13 protein-coding genes are annotated in these 20,874 nt (G+C 38.8%); 3 read left to right on the forward strand and 10 right to left on the reverse strand.

The annotated features are described in order from the left end of the window. Positions 1-86 precede the first annotated feature (86 nt). From ZA05_RS13345 to lysA, 4 genes are all read right to left on the reverse strand, one after another. Positions 87-869 carry a hypothetical protein gene (locus ZA05_RS13345; RefSeq protein WP_157514711.1) on the reverse strand — a complete coding sequence of 261 codons (783 nt, stop codon included), beginning with the start codon at positions 867-869 and terminating at the stop codon, positions 87-89. Positions 870-1,377: 508 nt separating this feature from the next. Continuing rightward, the gene (locus ZA05_RS13355) at positions 1,378-2,427 is read right to left on the reverse strand and encodes an AI-2E family transporter (protein ID WP_053992191.1); all 1,050 of its coding nucleotides are present in this window, start codon (positions 2,425-2,427) and stop codon (positions 1,378-1,380) included. 11 nt (positions 2,428-2,438) lie between these two features. Continuing rightward, positions 2,439-3,524: an SRPBCC family protein gene (locus ZA05_RS13360; protein WP_053992192.1), complete on the reverse strand. Its 1,086-nt coding sequence runs from the start codon at positions 3,522-3,524 to the stop codon at positions 2,439-2,441. 99 nt (positions 3,525-3,623) lie between these two features. Further along, a complete protein-coding gene (gene lysA / locus ZA05_RS13365) occupies positions 3,624-4,829 on the reverse strand; it encodes a diaminopimelate decarboxylase (protein ID WP_053992193.1) in 1,206 nt (401 codons plus the stop codon). 212 nt (positions 4,830-5,041) lie between these two features. On the opposite strand from lysA, the gene sucC reads away from it, so the two are divergent. Further along, positions 5,042-6,232: an ADP-forming succinate--CoA ligase subunit beta gene (sucC, locus tag ZA05_RS13370; RefSeq protein WP_053992194.1), complete on the forward strand. Its 1,191-nt coding sequence runs from the start codon at positions 5,042-5,044 to the stop codon at positions 6,230-6,232. A gap of 173 nt (positions 6,233-6,405) precedes the next feature. Next, positions 6,406-6,762: a hypothetical protein gene (locus ZA05_RS13375; RefSeq protein ID WP_053992195.1), complete on the forward strand. Its 357-nt coding sequence runs from the start codon at positions 6,406-6,408 to the stop codon at positions 6,760-6,762. A gap of 42 nt (positions 6,763-6,804) precedes the next feature. Here the strand turns inward: ZA05_RS13375 and ZA05_RS13380 are convergent, their stop codons facing one another. Then, positions 6,805-7,083: a DUF1456 family protein gene (locus ZA05_RS13380; protein ID WP_053992196.1), complete on the reverse strand. Its 279-nt coding sequence runs from the start codon at positions 7,081-7,083 to the stop codon at positions 6,805-6,807. Positions 7,084-7,089: 6 nt separating this feature from the next. Then, entirely contained in the window at positions 7,090-7,902 is an 813-nt protein-coding gene (locus ZA05_RS13385) for an alpha/beta hydrolase (protein WP_082333778.1), read from the reverse strand. A gap of 271 nt (positions 7,903-8,173) precedes the next feature. Between ZA05_RS13385 and ZA05_RS13390 the strand changes: the two genes are divergently transcribed. Next, on the forward strand, positions 8,174-8,575 hold the full coding sequence (locus ZA05_RS13390) for a hypothetical protein (RefSeq protein WP_053992197.1): 402 nt from the start codon (positions 8,174-8,176) through the stop codon (positions 8,573-8,575). A gap of 5 nt (positions 8,576-8,580) precedes the next feature. On the opposite strand, the gene uvrB is transcribed toward ZA05_RS13390, so the two are convergent. The 4 genes from uvrB to ZA05_RS13410 form a co-directional block, all read right to left on the reverse strand. Further along, positions 8,581-10,584 (reverse strand): excinuclease ABC subunit UvrB, encoded by a 2,004-nt coding sequence (gene uvrB, locus ZA05_RS13395; protein ID WP_053992198.1) that lies wholly within the window; start codon positions 10,582-10,584, stop codon positions 8,581-8,583. A 98-nt stretch (positions 10,585-10,682) separates the two neighbouring features. After that, on the reverse strand, positions 10,683-15,512 hold the full coding sequence (locus ZA05_RS13400; RefSeq protein WP_053992199.1) for a T9SS type B sorting domain-containing protein: 4,830 nt from the start codon (positions 15,510-15,512) through the stop codon (positions 10,683-10,685). A gap of 137 nt (positions 15,513-15,649) precedes the next feature. Beyond that, complete coding sequence (locus tag ZA05_RS13405) at positions 15,650-17,431, reverse strand: gliding motility-associated C-terminal domain-containing protein (RefSeq protein WP_053992200.1); 1,782 nt, start codon at positions 17,429-17,431, stop codon at positions 15,650-15,652. A gap of 36 nt (positions 17,432-17,467) precedes the next feature. Further along, positions 17,468-20,869: a T9SS type B sorting domain-containing protein gene (locus tag ZA05_RS13410; protein WP_053992201.1), complete on the reverse strand. Its 3,402-nt coding sequence runs from the start codon at positions 20,867-20,869 to the stop codon at positions 17,468-17,470. Positions 20,870-20,874: the final 5 nt, after the last annotated feature.

Consider the following 20,874-nt stretch of genomic DNA (forward strand, 5'->3'; position numbering starts at 1 on the left):
CGAGGTTATCTGCTCAGTGCATTTATCAGATAACCTCTACTTTATTAGTTTGTTTAGCAATTTTATAATTAGCTATTGCTAGCTTCTTAGTTCGATGAAAGATCTTCCATATATGAATACAGATAGGCCCAATCGGAAATTAGGGAGGCTCTGAATTTAGCTCGCAGCTCGTCAGCCTTCTTTTTGCCATGTGCTTTTTCGTAGATCGTCCAAACACCATCGGTATCCTTGTCTAAATCTGCAAAGTTTAAAAATGGTATGGCGATAAAGTAATCGGCTACATCGGGGCCTCCACCCATCACATTGTACCACGTACCTCTAATGCCACCTCCAGAAGTGCGCATAGTAGAAGAGATTTCTTTGGTAACCTCTTTAAAGTCGGAGGAATTGGCAATTTTTACATTGTACACCCAAACTACTTTAGTGCCTTCTAAAGGGGAAGACCTACTAATTTCAGGGATGGATTCTGCTAGATTGTACTGCACTTTGTCAACATGTGGCCAAATAAAATCCATGGCTTTTGAGCGGCATTTGTTGCTAGCTGTATCCTCATCCTCTTTGTCCAATTCAGCCCAATTGTTCATGGTGCTGGTAAGTACATATACATTCCCTTCTCCTTGAAACCGCTGCCACATGTTCCATTTAAAGGTTCCGTTGTTATCATTGTAGCATTTTTTCCACATTTTAACACCCTCCTTAAATTGTGAGTTATGCCCCATTTTTACTGTGAATTCAGTCATGTTGAGCATTCTTCGGCTAGATGATTGGGACAGGGATGATAGTGGTAGGCAAAATGTAACCAGAAGTAGCAAAATGGCAAGATTTTGGAGTTGTAGGGAACTTTTGGGGAACAGATAATTTGTTTTCATAATTCATTGATTTTACAATGGACTAGGAGTGTTTTTAGCCTAGTCTATTTGGATTAATTAGCAAAACATAACGAGAGCAAGTGTTCGTGTGCACTGAAAAAATGGGTAGTTTGGAGCAATAAATTCTGTAAGGTGGGTTTGTTGAGGAGAATTAGGGCTGTACTATTTATTTAATGACTTGGGAAAAAGGAAGGGAAGGGGAGTCCTCGACCGTAATTAAATGTGGGAAGGCAAATATGCACTTTGTAAAATGACCAAAAGCAAATAAAGAAAAAATATGAAATTTTAAATCAAAGGGACCTTGTTGTAAGTCATGCCATTTGATTGAAAGATTTGCTATACCCTTAGGCGCAAACAAAAGTGATGGTTGTTTAGTCATACAAGCCTTAATTGATTGTTTAAAAAGACTTTAGGGTATTTTAAAGGTATGAAAAATTACAATATATACATCATATAGGTGAATTTGTTTTAAATAAAAGGCTTAAAGTGTTAAATGATTAAATATAATTTATTCGCTTTCTTGAGGTAAATGATGCCATTCATTGGGGTCTTTAGCTCCATATTGTACTTTGTAGGTTTTTATAAGAATTAGGAATAAACTAATGAGAAGTGGCCCAAATATCAATCCAATAAATCCAAACAAGGGAACACCAACAATTACTCCTACCAAGGTTATCAAAGGGTGAACGTTATCCAGCTTTTTCAATATAAACAAGCGAATGATATTATCTGTAGACCCAACAACCACAAAACCATATATGAGGACACCCCAAGCCTGAGCTGTATGACCCGCAGATAGTGTTATTAAAAATACAGGGAGAATTCCAACCAAAGTACCCACAAATGGAATCATGGAACCTATAATGGTAATCACAAACCAAAAAAATGGCGATTCTACTCCAAAAATAAGAAAGCCTATCAAGGCCACAATTCCCTGTGCAATTGCTACCAAAGGAATTCCCAAGGCATTAGATCGAACCATGGCCTTTATTTCCTTTCCAACTTCAACCAATCCTTCCCTGTTCATTGGAACATATTTGTTCATCGATGTGCCCAATTCCCTGCGGTTTGTAAGCATGTAGTACAGCATGAAGTACATTAATCCAACTGCAATAACGGCATTAAAGGTGCCTCCAGCAAATGCCTGTAAATTTTCAGATAGCCAGCCAGTAATTTTTGAAGTGTCTATTTGGGAATTGATATCAAAGCCTGCAAATTGCTCTATTTTACCAAATTGTTCCTTAAACGCATTGATAACTTCCGTACTGTTGTCCACTGCATGCCCTATCTTATTTCCTAACATCCAAATAATGCCTCCTACAGGTACCAGAATGATAAGAAAAGACAAGAACATCAAGAATATGGCAGCCGCATTTACGCCCCATCGTTTTACTTTTACCAAATAGGTCATCCATTTTTGAAATAGGAAGTAAATGGTTATGGCTCCCAAAACGCCAGTGAGGTAGGGAAGCATTTCCAGACAAATGAGATAGGCTATAAACGTAATTAGAATGAGAAGAAAAACCTGTCGGATTACTGAGGGAGCTATTTGTTTCATATTACAGTGGGTTAATTTAAATGTTTAGCAAGTAGGGAATGAAAGTGGTGTACTCCTTGTTCCCTTGTGGGAGAAAATCTTCCCGTGTTATAAAATCTAGATTGAACACCTTTGTTGACGAGCTCTACTACAAATTCATCTTCCCGTTCTACTTTGTCCAAAAGTGCACCTGCACCTTTGTTCAATTTGGTTTCGTCATACACATAAGTGATAAAGGACACTTTGGTTTTGTTTAAACCTAATGGTTTTACAATATTGATAGATAGTCCCCAAGGATAAAAATTGAACATCATGTTTGGGAATATCCAATAATAATAGGCAGCTACCTGTTTGCCATAATCGATGTGGTTTTCAGGAAGCTCAAAAACTTCTTCACTAGCATTGGTGTAACCAATTTGGAGGTTGCAGTGGTCATATAAAATTGTGGTGTAATCTCCATAATCCAGAACACTATTTAAATCATCATGTACGAAAGGAATGTGAAAGCCTTCCAAATAGTTGTCGCAATACAAGGCCCAGTGACAATTGACAAGGTAATCCTTGCTGAGGTCGTTTCTCAACTTATACTGGTGCAATGGTAAAAAACCGATGCGTTCTTTCATCGTATTCAAAACGGAATTGAAGTCGAATAAAGGATCGAGACTTACAAAAATGAAGGGATCCAAAGTGGCAACTGGGAATTCATGAAGGTTGTCGCAAGGCCTAGGGAAATTTTCGGCAGTATCGAACTCGGGCATGGATTTGAAAGTACCATCCAGATTGAACCTTCGGCCATGGTACATGCACTGCAAGGTTTTTTGTTTCCCAGGGTTTAAGACCACAATGTTTCCTCGATGGGTGCAAACATTGCTAAAGCACTTGATGCTTTGGTCGGAAGTTCTTACCAGCACCAACGGTTCAGAAAGATAGTTGTCTAAAAGGTAAAACGGATAAACCGTTTCGGCAAAGGGTAATAGTTGCGTGTCACCTACCCATTGCCATGACCGAAAAAAGATGTCTTCTTTAATATTGTCGAAAACGTCTTGACTTCTGTAAAAATGTGCGGGTAGGGTGTCAGCCTCGTGGATGTTCTTATTGATAGTAAACTTGTGCGTCATAAATAGGGTTTAAAAGCAAAAACTAACCTCAATAAGATGAGTTTGAGTACAATAAATATATGAAAAAAGCGCTAATTTGTTAATTAGCGCTTTTTGTTTTTATAATTCAATCTCTATTTGATTTTTGATAATGTCCTCAAACGTTTCCCTTTTTCTAATTAGATGGGCGGCGTCCTTGTACCAAAGCACTTCGGCCGGACGGAAACGTGAATTGTAGTTAGAGGCCATCGAATAACAGTAGGCCCCGGCATTTTTAAATGCCAAGATATCACCTTCGGTAATTTCCTTGATACGTCTGTTACTAGCGAAAGTATCTGTTTCGCAGATGTAACCCACAACCGAATAAAAACGTTCTTTTCCTCTAGGGTTGGAAAGGTTGACAATTTCGTGTTGTGCCCCGTAAAGCATTGGACGAATCAAGTGGTTGAATCCTGTATCTACTTGAGCAAACACCGTTGAGGTGGTTTGCTTGATAGCGTTTACTTTGGTTAAGAAAAATCCAGATTCGCTCACCAAAAACTTCCCAGGTTCGAAGGCTAAGGTTAATTCTTTTCCATAGTCTTTACAGAATTCGGTAAAGCGCTTGGTCAATTTCTTTCCAAACTCTTCTATATTGGTTTCAATGTCTCCCTCTTTATAAGGAACCTTGAATCCTGAACCAAAATCGATGAAATCCAAGTTTTTAAAATGCTTAGCGGTATCGAATAATATTTCACTTGCATATAGGAACACATCAATGTCCAAAATGTCACTTCCTGTATGCATGTGGATACCGTTAATAGTCATTTGGGTGTTCTCAACAATGCGAAGGATGTGCGGGATTTGATGAATTGAAATTCCGAATTTACTGTCAATATGCCCTACAGAAATGTTGGTATTTCCACCGGCCATCACGTGAGGATTGATTCTAATACAAACTGGCGTCTTTGGGTGAATGGTCCCAAACTGCTCCAAAATTGAAAGGTTGTCAATATTGATTTGTACTCCCAATTTAGCAGCTTCCTCAATTTCTTCCAAGGATACCCCATTTGGAGTGAAAATGATACGCTCTGGAGTAAATCCAGCGGCCAATCCTAATTTCACCTCTTGAATGGAAACAGTATCCAAGCCAGAGCCTAAGCTGTTCAACAACTTTAAAACGGAGATGTTGGAAAGTGCTTTAGCAGCATAGTTGATTTTCAACTGTTTCACCTTACTAAACGCAGATGTTAAACGTTTATACTGGGAAGCAATTTTTTCAGCATCATAAACATAAACTGGACTCCCAAAATTCTCAGCGATTTCAAGTAAGGTGTTTGTTTTCATTTTAAAATTTTTTAAGACGCCGCAAAACTAACAAAAGAATTTCTTATTAAGACCATAAACCAAGGCGTATTAACGCTTCTTTATGCAACTTTTTTAACCTAGGAATACTTCCTTTAAAAATTATTGGTAAAAAGTTATAGGTTGTTTACTTTTGTTCACCATAAATTTAAAAAGTGATTCTCTTTTAAGAGATAACAAATAGATTATAACAGATGAATTTACACGAGTATCAAGGAAAAGAAATATTAAGCAGTTTTGGAGTGCGTGTCCAAAGAGGTATCGTAGCCCAAAACGCTCAAGAGGCTGTTGCTGCAGCAAAACAACTAACCGCTGAGACTGGAACCGGATGGCATGTGATTAAAGCACAAATCCATGCGGGTGGACGTGGAAAAGGTGGAGGTGTAAAGTTGGCCAAAAACCTTCAGGAAGTTGAGCAGTTGGCAGGTCAAATCATTGGAATGAATTTGATCACTCCACAAACTTCTGCCGAAGGTAAAAAAGTACACCAAGTATTGGTTGCCGAGGATGTTTACTATCCAGGTGACAGCGAGCCGGAAGAATTCTACATTTCTGTGTTGTTAAACCGTGGTACTGGTCGTAACATGATCATGTATTCTACCGAAGGAGGTATGGATATTGAAACTGTTGCTGAAGAGACTCCACACTTAATTTTTACTGAAGAAGTAGATCCAGCTGTTGGACTTATGCCATTCCAAGCAAGACGTATTGCTTTCAACCTTGGATTGTCTGGAAACGCTTTTAAAGAAATGACGAAGTTCGTTGCAAGTTTGTATACTGCTTATGTGAAATCTGATGCTTCTTTATTTGAGATCAACCCTGTGTTGAAAACAAGTGATGACAAAATCATGGCTGTAGATGCTAAGGTGACTATCGATGACAATGCACTTTACAGACATAAGGATTATGTAAACTTAAGAGACTTACGTGAGGAAAACCCAATTGAAGTTGAAGCTAAAGAAGTTGGTTTGAACTATGTAGATTTGGATGGAAACGTGGGATGTATGGTAAATGGAGCTGGATTGGCCATGGCTACTATGGATTTGATCAAGCAAGCTGGAGGTGAGCCTGCAAACTTCTTGGACGTGGGAGGTACTGCGGATGCTGCTCGTGTTGAGGCTGCTTTTAAAATCATCTTGAAAGATCCTAACGTAAAAGCTATTTTGATCAACATCTTCGGAGGAATTGTACGTTGTGATAGAGTTGCTCAAGGAGTTATTGATGCATACAAGAACATGGGGACTATCAATGTGCCAATTATTGTACGTCTTCAAGGAACCAATGCAGATATCGCTAAAGAATTGATCGACAATTCAGGATTGGATGTGTTGAGTGCTACTGAATTCCAGGAAGCTGCCGATAAAGTACAGCAAGTTTTGTCGTAAGGCAAAATAGCTTATAATATTATATATGAAGAGGACTGAAGCCTTATAGGTTTCAGTCTTTTTTTGTTAATAATGTTAAAAGTCGTTAAGATGACGTTAATTACTCGATTTAAGTGTAACATTTTTGCTTACTTATAGTCTATTAAGTATCAATCATTTAAAATCGAACATTTATGAAAACAATCAAAGGGCTATTATTGGCGGTAGCAATTACCTCCAGTAGTGTACTAATGGCAAGTACATCGCCAAAAGCAAATGCCACAGCAAAAAGTGCAGAAGCAACTGCAATTACTAATGAAATTACCCAATTTTTGGTAGAACCAAATTTTGTGTTGGAAGAAGATGTGTTAGCTTATGCTACAATTACCTTTAATCACGACAATGAAATTGTTGTACTTTCCGTAGACAGCCCTAATGAGGCAGTAGAGGAATTTGTAAAGGAACGTTTAAACTATCAACAGTTACCTTTTAATATCTATAACAAAAAGCAAACCTTTTTGGTCCCAATAAAACTGGATGTAGAAGAGTAATAATTTTACCGAATGTTTGAAAAACTCCTAAGCAGTCTTTGTTTAGGAGTTTTTTGTTGGTTTCTTTGAAGGATTATTGCTTTGTTGAGACCCCTTTTTTGGTGGCATTGGCCCACGCATATGAATAACCAACCCGTTTAAAAAATTGCGTAATATCTGGTCACCACATTCCATGTACTTGGGATGGTCTTCCTTTCTGAAAAAAGCACCCAATTCACTTTTTGAAATTCTAAAGTCTACCAACTCCATAATTTTCACAATCTCTTCATCCCTAAGTTTTAGGGCAACTCTCAATTTTTTGAATATATCGTTATTTGTCATGATATTTTAGTTTTTGATTAACCAACTGTAGGCTTGGGCAAATTGCGATTTCCAAAAGGCCTCATTGTGCTTTCCGCCTTCAATAATGTTATTTACTATGTTCTCTTCAGTAACACCTTTCGATTTAAGAAGCACTACCATTTTATTTTGGTCTGCGACACCAGTCTCACTTTCTTCAGTGCCAATTAAAAAGTAAAACCGTGATGTATTTGGAAGTTTTGATTCTTTCGCAAAATCGTAAATTTTTTCACTGAACCAAAAAGAAGGGGAAAAAACTCCGGCATTTCCAAAGACGTCTGGGTATTTTAGGGTAGCATAAAATGCCATTAGGCCTCCGAGTGAAGAACCCCAAAATGTGGTAAAACGAGCTTCGGTTTTGGTTTTGTAGTGTTGATCTATATAAGGTTTAAGGGTGTTGATAACAAAATCGAGGTAGTAATCTCCGTTTCCGCCTCCATATTTGGGGTTTGGATGCGGGGTTAACTCATCTATACGTTTGTCATTGCCATGTTCAATACCAACAATAATGGCTTGGTTCTCTGAAAGGCCGTCCAAAAATTCATCAATGCCCCATTCCCCAACGTAAGAGGTTTCATTGTCAAATAGATTTTGACCATCAGTCATATAAATTACGGGAAAACGTTCTTTTGAATTTGAATAAGAATTGGGAAGGTAAACCCATATTTTTTTGCTTGTATCCAGTGGAGGAGCTTCAATATTGAAATGTATTACATTTTTGGAAGCAGTACTTTGTGCCATGGTATTTTGCATACCAAGAAAGGCCAAAAAATAAATTAGGATACATTGATAATGCTTCATGACTGTATTATGGAATAAGAACTTTACAAAGTTAGGCAAATAACTACAGTACCGTTTATCGAACTTTGATTTTTACAATTTATCATTCGACGTTTTGGAATAATTTCTGTAAATTGCTGTTTTTCAGTGTTTTAGACGATTGATAGCATACCAAAGTAAAAAAAGGAGGACGAACGGTATTTTTTTTTTCGATAACTGACTATAAATCAACGATAATTAAAAATAATATCTTCCTAATTTTAAAATGAAGTAAAATATAGATCCCTTAGGTATGATAAACCGTGTTGAAAAATTGAGCTTACTTTCCGAGATGATTGCTTTTGCTCAAGCAGATGACAGTATTAAGATTATTGAATATAAATTCCTTTTGGGGGTAGCCAAGCAATTGGATATTTCTAGAGAGGACTTCGATTATCTTTTTGAGCACCCGGTCACTTACGTACATTTAAAGTCACACAGTGAGCGTATTGTTCAATTCCACCGATTGGTGCTTTTGATGAACTTGGACAATGAAATATCCAGGAAGGAATTGGTAAAACTCCACAATTTTGGGTTGCGAATGGGCCTTAGCCATGAATCCATCAATAAAGTGTTGGATTTAATGGAGAGTTTTCCCAACAAGATTGTCCCTCCAGATTTCCTGATAGATATTTTTAAAATTCAGTATAATTAATGGTATTATACTTTTAAGGCATCCAATTTGGTTTGATAGGCCTTAATTTCATCCCTAAACTGCGCAGCTAGCATAAAGTCTAGAGCTTTAGCAGCTTCTTCCATAAGCTTTCTTTTATCCCGAATCTTTTTCTCCAATTCCGCTTTGGACAGGTATTCGCTTTCCGGTTCGGCAGCCTTGGCAGCTTTGAGTTCATAGCTGTAAGTACTTACGGAATTTTTGGTCAGTGCATTGTCCAAGCTTTTGTTGAGTGGTTTTGGGGTAAGTTTATGTTTGGTATTGTAGGCAATTTGTTTTTCGCGGCGGTAATTGGTCTCGTCAATAGTTTTTTGCATACTTCCTGTAATGGTGTCTGCATACATAATGGCTTTTCCATTTACATTTCTGGCGGCTCGACCTACGGTTTGGGTGAGCGACCGGTTGGAACGCAAAAATCCTTCTTTGTCAGCATCCAAAATGGCAACCAAAGAAACTTCTGGAAGGTCCAAACCTTCACGAAGGAGGTTGACTCCCACCAGCACATCAAACAAGCCTTTTCTTAAATCCTGCATGATTTCAACACGTTCTAAAGTATCCACGTCACTATGGATATAGCGACATCGTATTTGAATGCGATCCAAATATTTGGTCAACTCTTCGGCCATACGCTTGGTAAGAGTTGTCACCAATGTCCGTTCGTCCTTTTCAACGCGCTGTTGGATTTCTTCTATCAAATCATCAATTTGATTTAAACTTGGTCGTACTTCAATGATTGGGTCCAATAATCCCGTCGGACGGATTACTTGTTCCACATAAACACCTCCTGCTTTTTCCAATTCATAATCTGCTGGTGTGGCACTTACATAGATGACTTGGTTTTGAAGGGCTTCAAATTCTTCAAACTTCAACGGGCGGTTATCCATGGCGGCAGGCAATCTAAAGCCATATTCCACTAAGTTTTCCTTTCTGCTTCGGTCACCTCCATACATGGCATGTACTTGGGAAATGGTCACGTGACTTTCATCTACAACCATTAAATAATCGTCTGGGAAATAGTCTAAAAGGCAGAACGGCCGGGTTCCGGGGTCTCTACCATCCAAATATCTCGAATAGTTCTCAATACCGGAACAATATCCCAGTTCCCGAATCATTTCAAGGTCAAACTCTGTACGCTCCTTAAGACGTTTGGCTTCTAAATGTTTGCCTATTTCCTTAAAGTAATCATGCTGTTTTACCAAATCGTCTTGGATATTTTTAATGGCACCCTGCAATACATCCGGTGACGTTACAAACATATTGGCAGGATAAATATTAAGGCGGTCGTATCTTTCAAGTACCTCATTGGTTTGCACATTAAAAGCTTCGATGTCTTCGATTTCATCTCCAAAAAAATGAATGCGGAAAGCATGATCGTCGTAACTAGGGAAGATATCAACGGTATCTCCTTTTATCCTGAAATTTCCGTGGTTGAACTCAGCTTCGGTCCTTGAGTACAGACTTTGTACCAACATGTGGAGTAATTTGGTACGGGAAATGATTTGGTCCCGTTCCAATGAAATGACATTCTTTTGAAATTCCACAGGATTTCCAATCCCATATAAACAGGAAACCGAGGCGACTACCAAAACGTCCCGTCTTCCGGAAAGTAGGGAGGAGGTGGCGCTCAAACGCATTTTTTCGATTTCCTCATTAATGGAAAGATCCTTTTCTATATAAACTCCGGTAACGGGAATATAGGCTTCTGGTTGGTAATAATCGTAATACGAAACAAAGTACTCAACAGCATTGTCTGGAAAAAACTGTTTGAACTCAGAATATAACTGAGCAGCCAAGGTTTTGTTATGTGCCAAGACTAGGGTAGGACGTTGCACGTGCTCAATAACATTGGCAACGGTAAAAGTTTTACCCGAACCTGTTACACCAAGTAAGGTTTGGTATCTGTCACTTCCTTCAATACCTGCAACCAACTGCTTGATGGCTTGAGGTTGATCCCCAGTAGGACCAAATTCTGATTTTATTTTGAAACGCATAGCGCAAATTTACATGTTTGGGCACCGCTAACAAAAAGAAATGAAAGCTATAAAGCTATGATTGGCATAAATTTAACAGGTGGATTTTTTTATATCGCCTATCGACGAAGTGCAAAATGCCCTCGGACTTCAAACTGGATATCTCCGCGTTTGATGTTGGCTACAAACCAGTAATCAGATGCGGGCATTAAATGCCCGTTATAGGTGCCATCCCAACCTTCAGAGTCTGAATTTAGTTGCTTAAGCAGTTTGCCAAATCGGTCAAAAATATAAACTACGGATCCAGGAAGTGTTTCTATTCCAGCAATGTGCCAAGTGTCTGTGAAGCCATCATTATTTGGGGTCATAAATTTTGGGGCGTCTACTACTACAATTTGTTTGGTTACTTCCGAGCAGCCATTCAAATCAATCACCGTGATGGTATGGTAGCCATAGGTGACATTTTCAAATACATTGGATTCCTGTGGCTCCTCATCATCCCATTGATAGAGATAGTTTCCAATGCCACTTACGGTTACGGTTACATTGTTAGGGTCTGAAAAGTCCAAAACTTCAGTAAATTCAATATTAGCTTGCTCAGATTCGGTAATTGTAAATTCACTGGTTGTGCTGCAACCATCTAGAGTTGTAACGGTAACAGAGTAGATGCCTATTTCATCGATTTCAATTTCAGGGGTTGTTTCGCCTGTAGACCATAAATAGGTGTCACCTTCGATAAATGTATTGGCGTCAACAACTAATGGCAAGTTATCCAAACAGATGGCTTGATCGGGGATGTCCACAATAGGTTTTGGATTGATGAAAACCATAAATTGCGTTAGGCTATAGCAGCCAGTATCGTTGTTTTCTACTCGCGCATAGACAGTCTGTTGATCCTGTAAATTAGAAGGTAAAGGAAGGGCATTAGAACCTGAATTTGCGGAAGCTTCATTTGTATAGTAAGTAACAGTAAATTCCGAAGGGTTTTGATTGCCCAAAATAGAGGCATCCTGCTGTGACAAATCAAATGGTAAAAAGCCATCATAATCATCATCACAATCTACCAAGTCAGGAGGGGTAAGTGCATTGGGCAGTAATTTGACCCTCAGTACGAAAAAGTAAGTGGCAAAACAGCCAGTATCTTCATATTCGGCGCGAACATGAATGATATCGTTATAAGATTGGTAAGTGTAATCTGTAGAAATTGCATTAGTGTTGGCTTCTGCATCTGCTGCAGTTTCAAAATAATCAATGGTAACGCCATTCAAATCATCCAAGAGTAAATTGCTTGCTTCATTGAGGTCGTAGTAATTATCCTCATTTTCACAGATTTCGATATTGCCTATTTGGTTTATTGGAGGGGGGAGGTTCACAATTAATTCAATCGGAATCGCTAAGTAACAACCAGAGGTAGTATTGGTAATTCTAAAATAAACAGTCTGGGGATTGGTGATATTGTCGTAAGCGGTTGGGTCCGGGATTTCATTAACTTGAATTTCCAACTCGTCAAGGGTTTCGTAATAAGAAATGACAATATCTTCCTGTCTCACGTCCAAAATATCCACTTCTGCCTGGGTTAAATCGAAAGTAACAATACCGTCAAAGTCCGTATCACATGCAATTAATGGTTCGGCAGGATTGGCTTCTGGGGCTTGAATGACATTTATTTCAAAACTGGTTGTCGAATTACAGAATGAGCCATTGCTGAGACTTACAAAAATGGTTTGCGGGTTCGTTGTATTGGTGTAGTTGGAAGGAATAGGGTTTTCTTCATTTTCGGCATCCGCTAAGCTTAGGTAGAAAGTTACTTCGATATCTTCGTTGATACCATCAGTCATTTCTTGAGCTTTCACATTAAGGTCAAATTCTTCAAAACCATCGTTGGTAATATCGTCGCAAAGAAACCAGTCCAAAGGTTTGTTGAATTGCGGGTTGGTCCCTATTTCTATAGTGAACGAAGAAGTGATATAACAATCTTCATCTGTAATATTTTCAATTCTAAAATAGATAGTCTGCGGATTTAACGTATTTTGATAAGGAATTGTTTTATCAATTATGTTGGTTCGGTTTTCGGCGTCCGTTTGTGTTGTAAAATACAGTACTTGTTTGCCCGTTTGGCCATTTAAAATTTCTTCATCTCTAGTGATGAATGTGAAATCCCCAATGTTATCGCTGTTCTGCTCACAGATTTTATAGTCGCTTATTGGTCCTGATAGTTGAGGAAGCGTGTTGACATAAATTTCTAAAGGTTCTACGGAATAGCATTCACTGCCTCCATTTTCAACTCTGATATACAAGGTTTGTGTATCTGTGGTATAGCTAGTTTCTTCAGCAATGGGATTAGCTCCCATATCGGCATCTTCAAAAGTGTTATGAAAAGTAACCGTCTGGTTATTGACGTCAGGGAGAACTTCTGGGATTTTTGAAGTAAGATCGACTATAGATATTCCGTCCAAATCATCATCGCATATTTTAATAGGTGATGGTGTATTGGTAGTTGGCGCTGATAATATGGTTACTTGAAAGGAGTTGATAGAAGCACAGCCAGTTTCATCAAATCGAATTCTAGTATAGAAAGTTTGTGGATTTGACGTATTGGTATACTGAGTAGGAAGAACATTGATATTGGATTCGGCATCGGCTTCTGAGGCAAAATAACTTACTGAATATCCTGATTGGCCTCCCGTGACTAAATCATCAAAAGAACTCAGGTCCATTAAGGTGAAACCATCTTGGTCATTGTCACAATATTCTACATTTCCTGGAGATTCAAAATCATTGATTCCTATAAGATAGATTTCTATTTCTGCATATTCATCACAGGTTGGACTGCTTATGGTCAGGTACAGTGTTTGAGGGTATTCTGTTGGGGAGAAAGGAACATTTTGGTCCAGTTCATTAATTTGATTGGCTCTATCTGATTCTGTAAGATAAAAGGCAATGGTTACCTCTGGAATGTCGTTTGCGATAGTAACAGCCATATTTTCCAAATCAAAATTTTCGCTTCCGTCATTGTCAATGTCACAAACCGAAAAATCTATAATATTGGTTCCTGTTAGCAATAGATTAGGGTGGATTTCAAAAGAAGCTACGGAAGCGCAGCCCGTGATGTTATCCACAACCCTGATATAGAGCGTCTGTACCTCAAAGTTCTCATTGTCATAGTCCGATGGATTTGGAATAGGGTTGTCACCTGTAAGGGCATCTTCATATGTTTCGTGGAATGTTGTAGACACTCCGGTAAGTCCGTTAAGGACCTCGTCAATGATGGTGTTAAGGTCGAAAGTGGCATAACCATCGTGTTCGGTATCACAAGCATCTATATATAAATCTTCCGAATTGATAATGGGATTACTCTGTACCATAAGGTTCAGGGTTGTAGTGGTAGCACAACCTGTTTGAGCATCAATGACCCTTACAAAGAGTTGCTCTGAGGAATTTGTATTGGTATAAGGTGATGGGATGGGGTTGGCACCCGTGTCGGCATCAGATTGTGAGTAATGATAGCTTACAATTAAATTGCTTTGGCCAGAAGTGATTTCGTCGTTTTTTTCTGTGAGGTCAATCATTGTGAAACCATCCGGACTATTATCATCACAAACCAAAAGATCTGTAGGATCCGTAATAATAGGTAATGGATTGACAACAAGGTTAAAGCTACTGTAAGCTAAACATCCATTGTCAATATCTTCAATTCTCACATAAATATCCTGGGGGTTGGAGGTGTTTTGGATTGGTGAGTTAATAGGGTTGACATTGTTGTTGGCGTCCGCTTGTGAGTAATGATAGGATATGTCATAATTGGAAGCGGGGACGGAAGCTAAAACCACAGCGTTCATAGTTACCAAATCAAAGGTCTCAAGGCCATTATTACTTGGGTCATCACAAATTTCGTAATCGGCTATGGGCGTTGCAGTTTGTGTAGAGCTTAAGTTGATCACTACACTATCTTCGATCGTACAGGTAGTATCGGCAATAGGGATTTCAATGACCACTTTGTAAGTTCCGGACTCAGTTACGTCGAGAGTTGGTTGGGTTTCTCCGGAAATCAAGGAATTGTCTAAATACCAAGAATAGACAGCCAAAGGGTTTTGGATGTCTGCATCTAAGGTCACAGAAGAGGCACATGTTGTAAGGTCAATTCCCAAATCAACGTTAGTATTAAAACTGTTACCAGCTACAAAAACAGCCGAATCGTAGTTTTCATCAGTTTGGTCTGCTATTACCAATTTAACGTGGTATTGTACATTTGGAGTAATGGCAGCGGTTGCTGTCATAACAGTGGTTCTTCCATTAAAATTGGTATCTCCTAGACTATATCCCGCAAAATATTCTTCATTTTCAGGAGGGCAAAAGCCTGCAATTTCGTCGTGGATGGTATTGGTGTTTACGGGGATTGTTGTTCCTGGGATCACCGCAATGTTTGTGTAAGGTCCAGGGGTTCCTGTTTCTTTAATTAGGAAAGCAAATCCATCGGAATATTGACAGGGAAAATTCCCAAAATACTCCTCTGATGCCAAAATATAATTGAACTGTATTTCGTTGGAAATGGATACGATATCAAACTCGATAGAAGTAGCATTCACGGTTCCACTAATACCTAAGGCATTTTCCAAATCAGAGTCTGGTCCCCAATCGGGTTCCCCTTCATTTAAAATATCCGAGATAGGTGTGTTTCCCGCAGAAGTAGCATTTCCAGTAGACAAAATAATTCCATTGTCAAAAGGGAAGTTAGAACCAGCTTTTTCAAAATATCCAAAACTGTTGTATCCATTCCCGCTCCCGTTTACCCCAGAAGTAACATTAGAAATTTCAACACAGCCTTGCACCAATATGTCTTCAATAAGTTCCTGTGCTGAGTATGAAGTGTCAACGGAGATTTGCTGGGAAAATATTGGATTACATAAAAGGCAGGCAAATATTAGGAAGGATATTTTGAATGCTTTCATGACAAGGGGTTAAAGCTCTCTACATTATGCACGTTAGTTGGGACATGTAATAAATTTCAAGCTAGTTATTTAGCTGACAAAAGTACTGAAAATTAGATGAAGTGCAAAAAAATGCGACTAAATGCTGCTTGGGATTTTCAATAATTAACATAAACCCATCCAACAATATCTTTATAGTTGGGGTCGTTTAAATCCAATATGTAGTAGTAAGTCCCAACAGGCATGAGATTTCCATTATTATTTAAGCCCCTGTTAGACCTGCCTTTCCAAGGAGTTGCATTGTCGCCTTCAAAAATTAAAACCCCATATCTGTTGAATATTTTTAGTTTATGAGCTTCAAAAATATCATACAGCCCTTGAATGTTAAACCAATCGTTTAAGCCATCTGTATTTGGTGAGAAGCCTTCGGGAACAAAAGGGGGACAATTTTCAACAATGAGATCAAAACTGTAGATGTTATAACAGGGATCAGATTCAACCTTTGCATAAATAGTTTGGGGACTGCTAGTATTGGCGTAATCAGTAGGGTTAAAAATTTCATTTTCATTAATTTCCATGTCTTCTAGGGATATATAAAATGAAGGAGTGCCGGAGTTAGGAAGTAAGCTTTCTAAAATAGTGTTCAAATCAAAAATTGCGGTGTCAAAGCCTTGGTCGCAAGCTAGGGTTTCATCCAATACCTCCAAGGGAGGTGTAACCAGTAATTCGATAGCTGTATCTTCTGTGTTGTTATCCTCATTGATTTCCGTAATTGTTCCTGTGCCAGAACCTATATCATCAACAGATAAGGTTAAGGTAAAATCATCTCCAACACTTTCAGGAATCATTACAGTTATGGTATTGGATTCTGAGCCATCGATTGGGATGTCATTTAAAGTTGCATTTTGACCAACTAAAACGGCACTGGCATAAAAAGCAATGGGCGTATTAGCGGGGAGGTAGTCTGTACAGTTGGTGTTAAAAACCGTATAGTTTATCTCAACAGCTCTGTCATCACATTCTAAAGTATAGGTGTCAAGAGTAATGGTGGCATCCGGAAGCTGACTATTTAAAACTGTAATAACGTTGTTGATCATTACATAATCTTGCCCTGAGGTAAGCTGGATGGTAGCAGTAGTATCACCTATAGCAATGTTATTTTGAATGTTATAAAAATCAATATCCATATTGTATAAAGCAGAAGAACCTGTAAAACTGTTGGTACCGTTAAAAGCATTGTTGGTAGGGTTGAGTGGTGGGTTGCCAATCACGTTTCCATTGATGGTCAATTGTTCTTCTACTGCTAAAGAGGCATCCCCCTCCCAGGCGATAAACCCTATTTTGGCATCTTCATTGTCAAAAACGTTTAAATTGTCCAAAGTAATAGTGAGCATTTCTGGAACACTTTGGAGTCCGTCATAGACATTAAGTTGGTTGAGGGGTAGATTATCATCTTGATAAATAATTGTAATAGCCCAACCAGCAAAGTTTGTGCTTGAAGGACAGTATGTTGGGATTTCTGCTGAGACATCAAGCTCTGATATAGTATAGATTCCTGAACCAATGTTTTGAACAACAGAAGTAACATCAGCAAAGGCAGCAAAGAAAACGCGATTTTCATCTAAAGCATCTGAAAACTCCCGTTCAGAGCTAACATCAAGATCATTCAATTTAATTTCAAAATCCCCAGGTCCACTTCCTGCCCAGTACAAATATGCGGCTACAATATTTTGATTCGAGTTTAAATTTAAAGTAGCAGAAGAAGCGGTAAGGATTTCACAGGGCAGGTCTTCTCCATTTTCCATGAGATTCATCGTATTGCCAATAGCCGTATAGTCATAACGTCCATTAAATTGCTGGTACAAGGAAATATCCTGTCCAAATGTATATATGGTAAAGCAAAAGAATAGAAGGAAGTTGAATGGTTGATTGCTTTTCATTAATTGATTTTATTTAGCAATTTAAGAAATATATGATCATCGTTTTAGGGCAAAGTGACTTGTGAATTTTCTGCCATCGTTTAAGGTTACCGAGAACCAATAATCACTTGCCGGGAGCAGTTTTCCATTTAGAGTGCCATCCCAACCAGGACTTAATGGGTCAAGTTCTTTAAGTAGTTTTCCATAACGGTCAAAAATGTAGATGACACTATTCGGTTGAAATTGTTTACTAATACCCCTTACTTGCCAAAAGTCGTTGTAACCATCTCCGTTTGGTGTGAAGAATTTTGGAAATCCAATAACAGAAACTATTTGTTCTGTCACGCCACAGCCATTTTTATCGCGAACGTAAACGGTATGGAATCCTGCCTCCACATTGGTGAAGGTTGGACTGTCTTGATAGGGACCATCAATATCATCCAATGCATATTCATACTCCCCATCGCCGGTAACAAATACAGTAATAGTATTATTTTCTGATGCATCTATGACTTCAATCGATTCAATTGTAGCAGAATTGGAAGGGAATACTGTAATGGTTCGGTCTTTGAAACAACCTAAAGTATTAGTAACCCTTACGGTATAGGTGCCAGGAGAGTCCACCTCAATGGTGGTAGTTGTTTCTCCTGTAGACCAATTGTAATAGTAATTGTTGGGAAGATCATCAATAACGCCTCCAGTTAAGGTAAGTGTTTCGGGGAACAGATTTGTACAATAATAGGCATCGGCTTCGGTTTCTACATTTGGAAGCTCTAAAACATTCAGCAAAATCTCCGAAATCCCATAGCAATCATTGCTGTCTTCAACACGAGCATATACGGTTTGGGAATAGGGAATAGAATTGGTGAAATTGTTGGAGAGCGCATTAATCTCCAAAAGGGCATCTTCATAAGTTTCGTAGTATTCCAACACTAAATTGGGAGGCAATGCATTTAAAATGGCATCTTGGGCATCATCCAAATTAAATAAATAAAGGCCATCTTCTATCCCATCATCGTCACAGGCTTCCAAAGTTGTATCATTGGCAGATGTGGTGCTAACTTCCAAAGTTAAGGTAGTCGTATTAATGCAACTAGTGTTTAGGTTTGTAACCTTGACAAAAAGGGTTTGGGGGTTGTGGAAGTTGTGAAATTCATTTGGGTCCAATGCCTGACTGCCTGTAGAAGCCTCCTCTTCCGAAAGAAAATACTCTACCATTCTATTGGTTTCACCTCCAGTAATGGCCTCATCGGCTTCGGTGAGATTAAATATTGTAAACCCTTCCGGGGTACCATCTTCATCACATTGTAATAAGGTTGTTTCATTGGCTATAGGTGCAGGGTTCACAGTAAGAACAAAAGAATCTGTATCATAACAGTCAGAAATAAGGTTGTTTTCTATTCTAACAAAAATCTCCTGTTCAAAGGCTGTAGAATTTGTATAGTTGGTTGGTAATGGAGAGTTATTTCCTTCTGAATCCTGTTGTGAGGTGTGAAATGAGATGCTATAAAGCAATGGATCTTGATTGCCATAAATGCTGCCATAAAGATTTGAAAGGTCGATTGAAGTAATGCCATCCAATGGATTTGAAATAAAATCTTCATCGCAGACCGTTATATCGTCAAGTGTATCGATGGTAGGGGAAATAAAAACTTCAACAAAAAATGTGGTAGTCACGTAGCAATTGGAGTTTACTGTACTCTGTACCCGAACATAAATTTCCTGTGGATTTTCTGTGTTTATGAAGGGGAATTCAATTTCATTTGCGTTATTATCGGCATCCTCTATAGATGTGAAGTAGTGGACACTAACATTATTCGGGTTTTGAGTGCCTAGGATAGAATTATCCAGAGTTGTAAAATCAAAAGTTGAACTTGTGGTGAGGTCACAAGCAATAATGTCTTCTGGTTGAAATGCTTCAGGGTATGGAATATAACTTACTGCGGCTTCCCCAACTATAGGGCACTCTCCATTATTGGGGTCTATGTATACTTCGTAAAAACCTGGGGTGTCCACCAACAATTGATAGGTGCTTTCGGCTAGGCTTTGTCCATCCTTGGTCCAATTGTAGGTCGCTCCTAAAATATCGTCAGCAGTTAGGGTATAGGTGTCACCGTCACAAAGCATAAGTTGTGTGGTGCTAATTCCGTTTTGGATGATATCAATTTCAGTATTAAATAAGGATTGAATAAATGGAGGTAATCCTATTCGACTTATATTTTGAAAGCCACCGTTGACGTCAAGAAAAATACCCGTTTCATCATAGTTAGCGGCTGCCCCGCTGGCTTCTGGATTATGGATAATTCCCAAATATTGTCCAGAGCCATTGATATTGGAAAAATTAACCTGAGCTCGATAAATCTTTTTATCGATTCCCAATTGTAAGGCTCCAGAAGCCATTTGTCCGGAGGAATGAATTACTACCTGTGAATTCGGGATGTCATTGGCGTCAAGGTTCCATTGAATAACCTGACTTGCACCTGCGCCATCAATTCCTTGACTAACGGTACCGTATAATTTTGTGTTTTGGGACGAGAATTCCAGGCCGTAAGGGCTATTGTTATTGATGGGGGAATAGAGTTCTAAGGAATTGGTAACCTCTCCAGTTTCGTTGTTGAAATCAAATAAATAAATTCCGCCTCCAGATTCACCAGCCAATTCTGTGGCAAACCCATGGTGGGCGGCAGCTAGTTTTGAACCGTCAGGAGAAGCTTTGAGGTATCCTAATCCGTTTCTGCGATAGCCAGATACAGGCACTTCAGGCCCCACAACCGATACTACAGGAGTCGTGTCTACACCATTAATATCTACCTTAAAAGCATAAAAACTATCCGTAAAATGGGTGATGACCCAAAACGAAGAGCAGTCATCTGCTTTTACGGCAGTTATTTTTTCAGAACATTTAAAATCTACTTCATCGGGGTCTGTGGTATCGTAGGTGATCAATTGTATGTTTTTCTCAAATGGGTCTACATCACCAAGCCCACCATTTAAAGACATGTCTACCAAAGAATACATTAAGCCATCATTTACACCGTCACCATCTTCATTGTTGGGAAATGCAGAGGAATTGAAATGATGTGGCTCATCGACCGTAAAAATATAATAGGAATTGGGATCTTGTGGTTTAGGGACTATCAACCCAGAAGAGGTGCTGGAATCATCACCTTTAAGTCCTGTTCCTAAAAGTTCATTGGCATTTGCCATGGGTTGGTGGGCAGCGTTCCACACAGTTCTTCCATCCGAATAAAACATTAAGTTGCCATCGGGATCTGAAATGGATGTGCAGCCTTCCAAAGTGTTCAGTTGCCCGTCTGTTAAAGGTGTTACACCTCCCGTTGTGCCATTAAAATGTAAGCCCGCATTTTGCCCAAAGTACCAATTGGAGGCTTCGTTTTGCGAAAACACATTTACAATACAGCAGAGGGAAAGTATTGGAAAAATTAATTTATAATTCATTTAAA

Origin of the sequence: Mangrovimonas sp. TPBH4 (genome assembly GCF_001280505.1) — a bacterium.
In the GTDB taxonomy this organism is placed as follows: Bacteria; Bacteroidota; Bacteroidia; order Flavobacteriales; family Flavobacteriaceae; genus Mangrovimonas_A.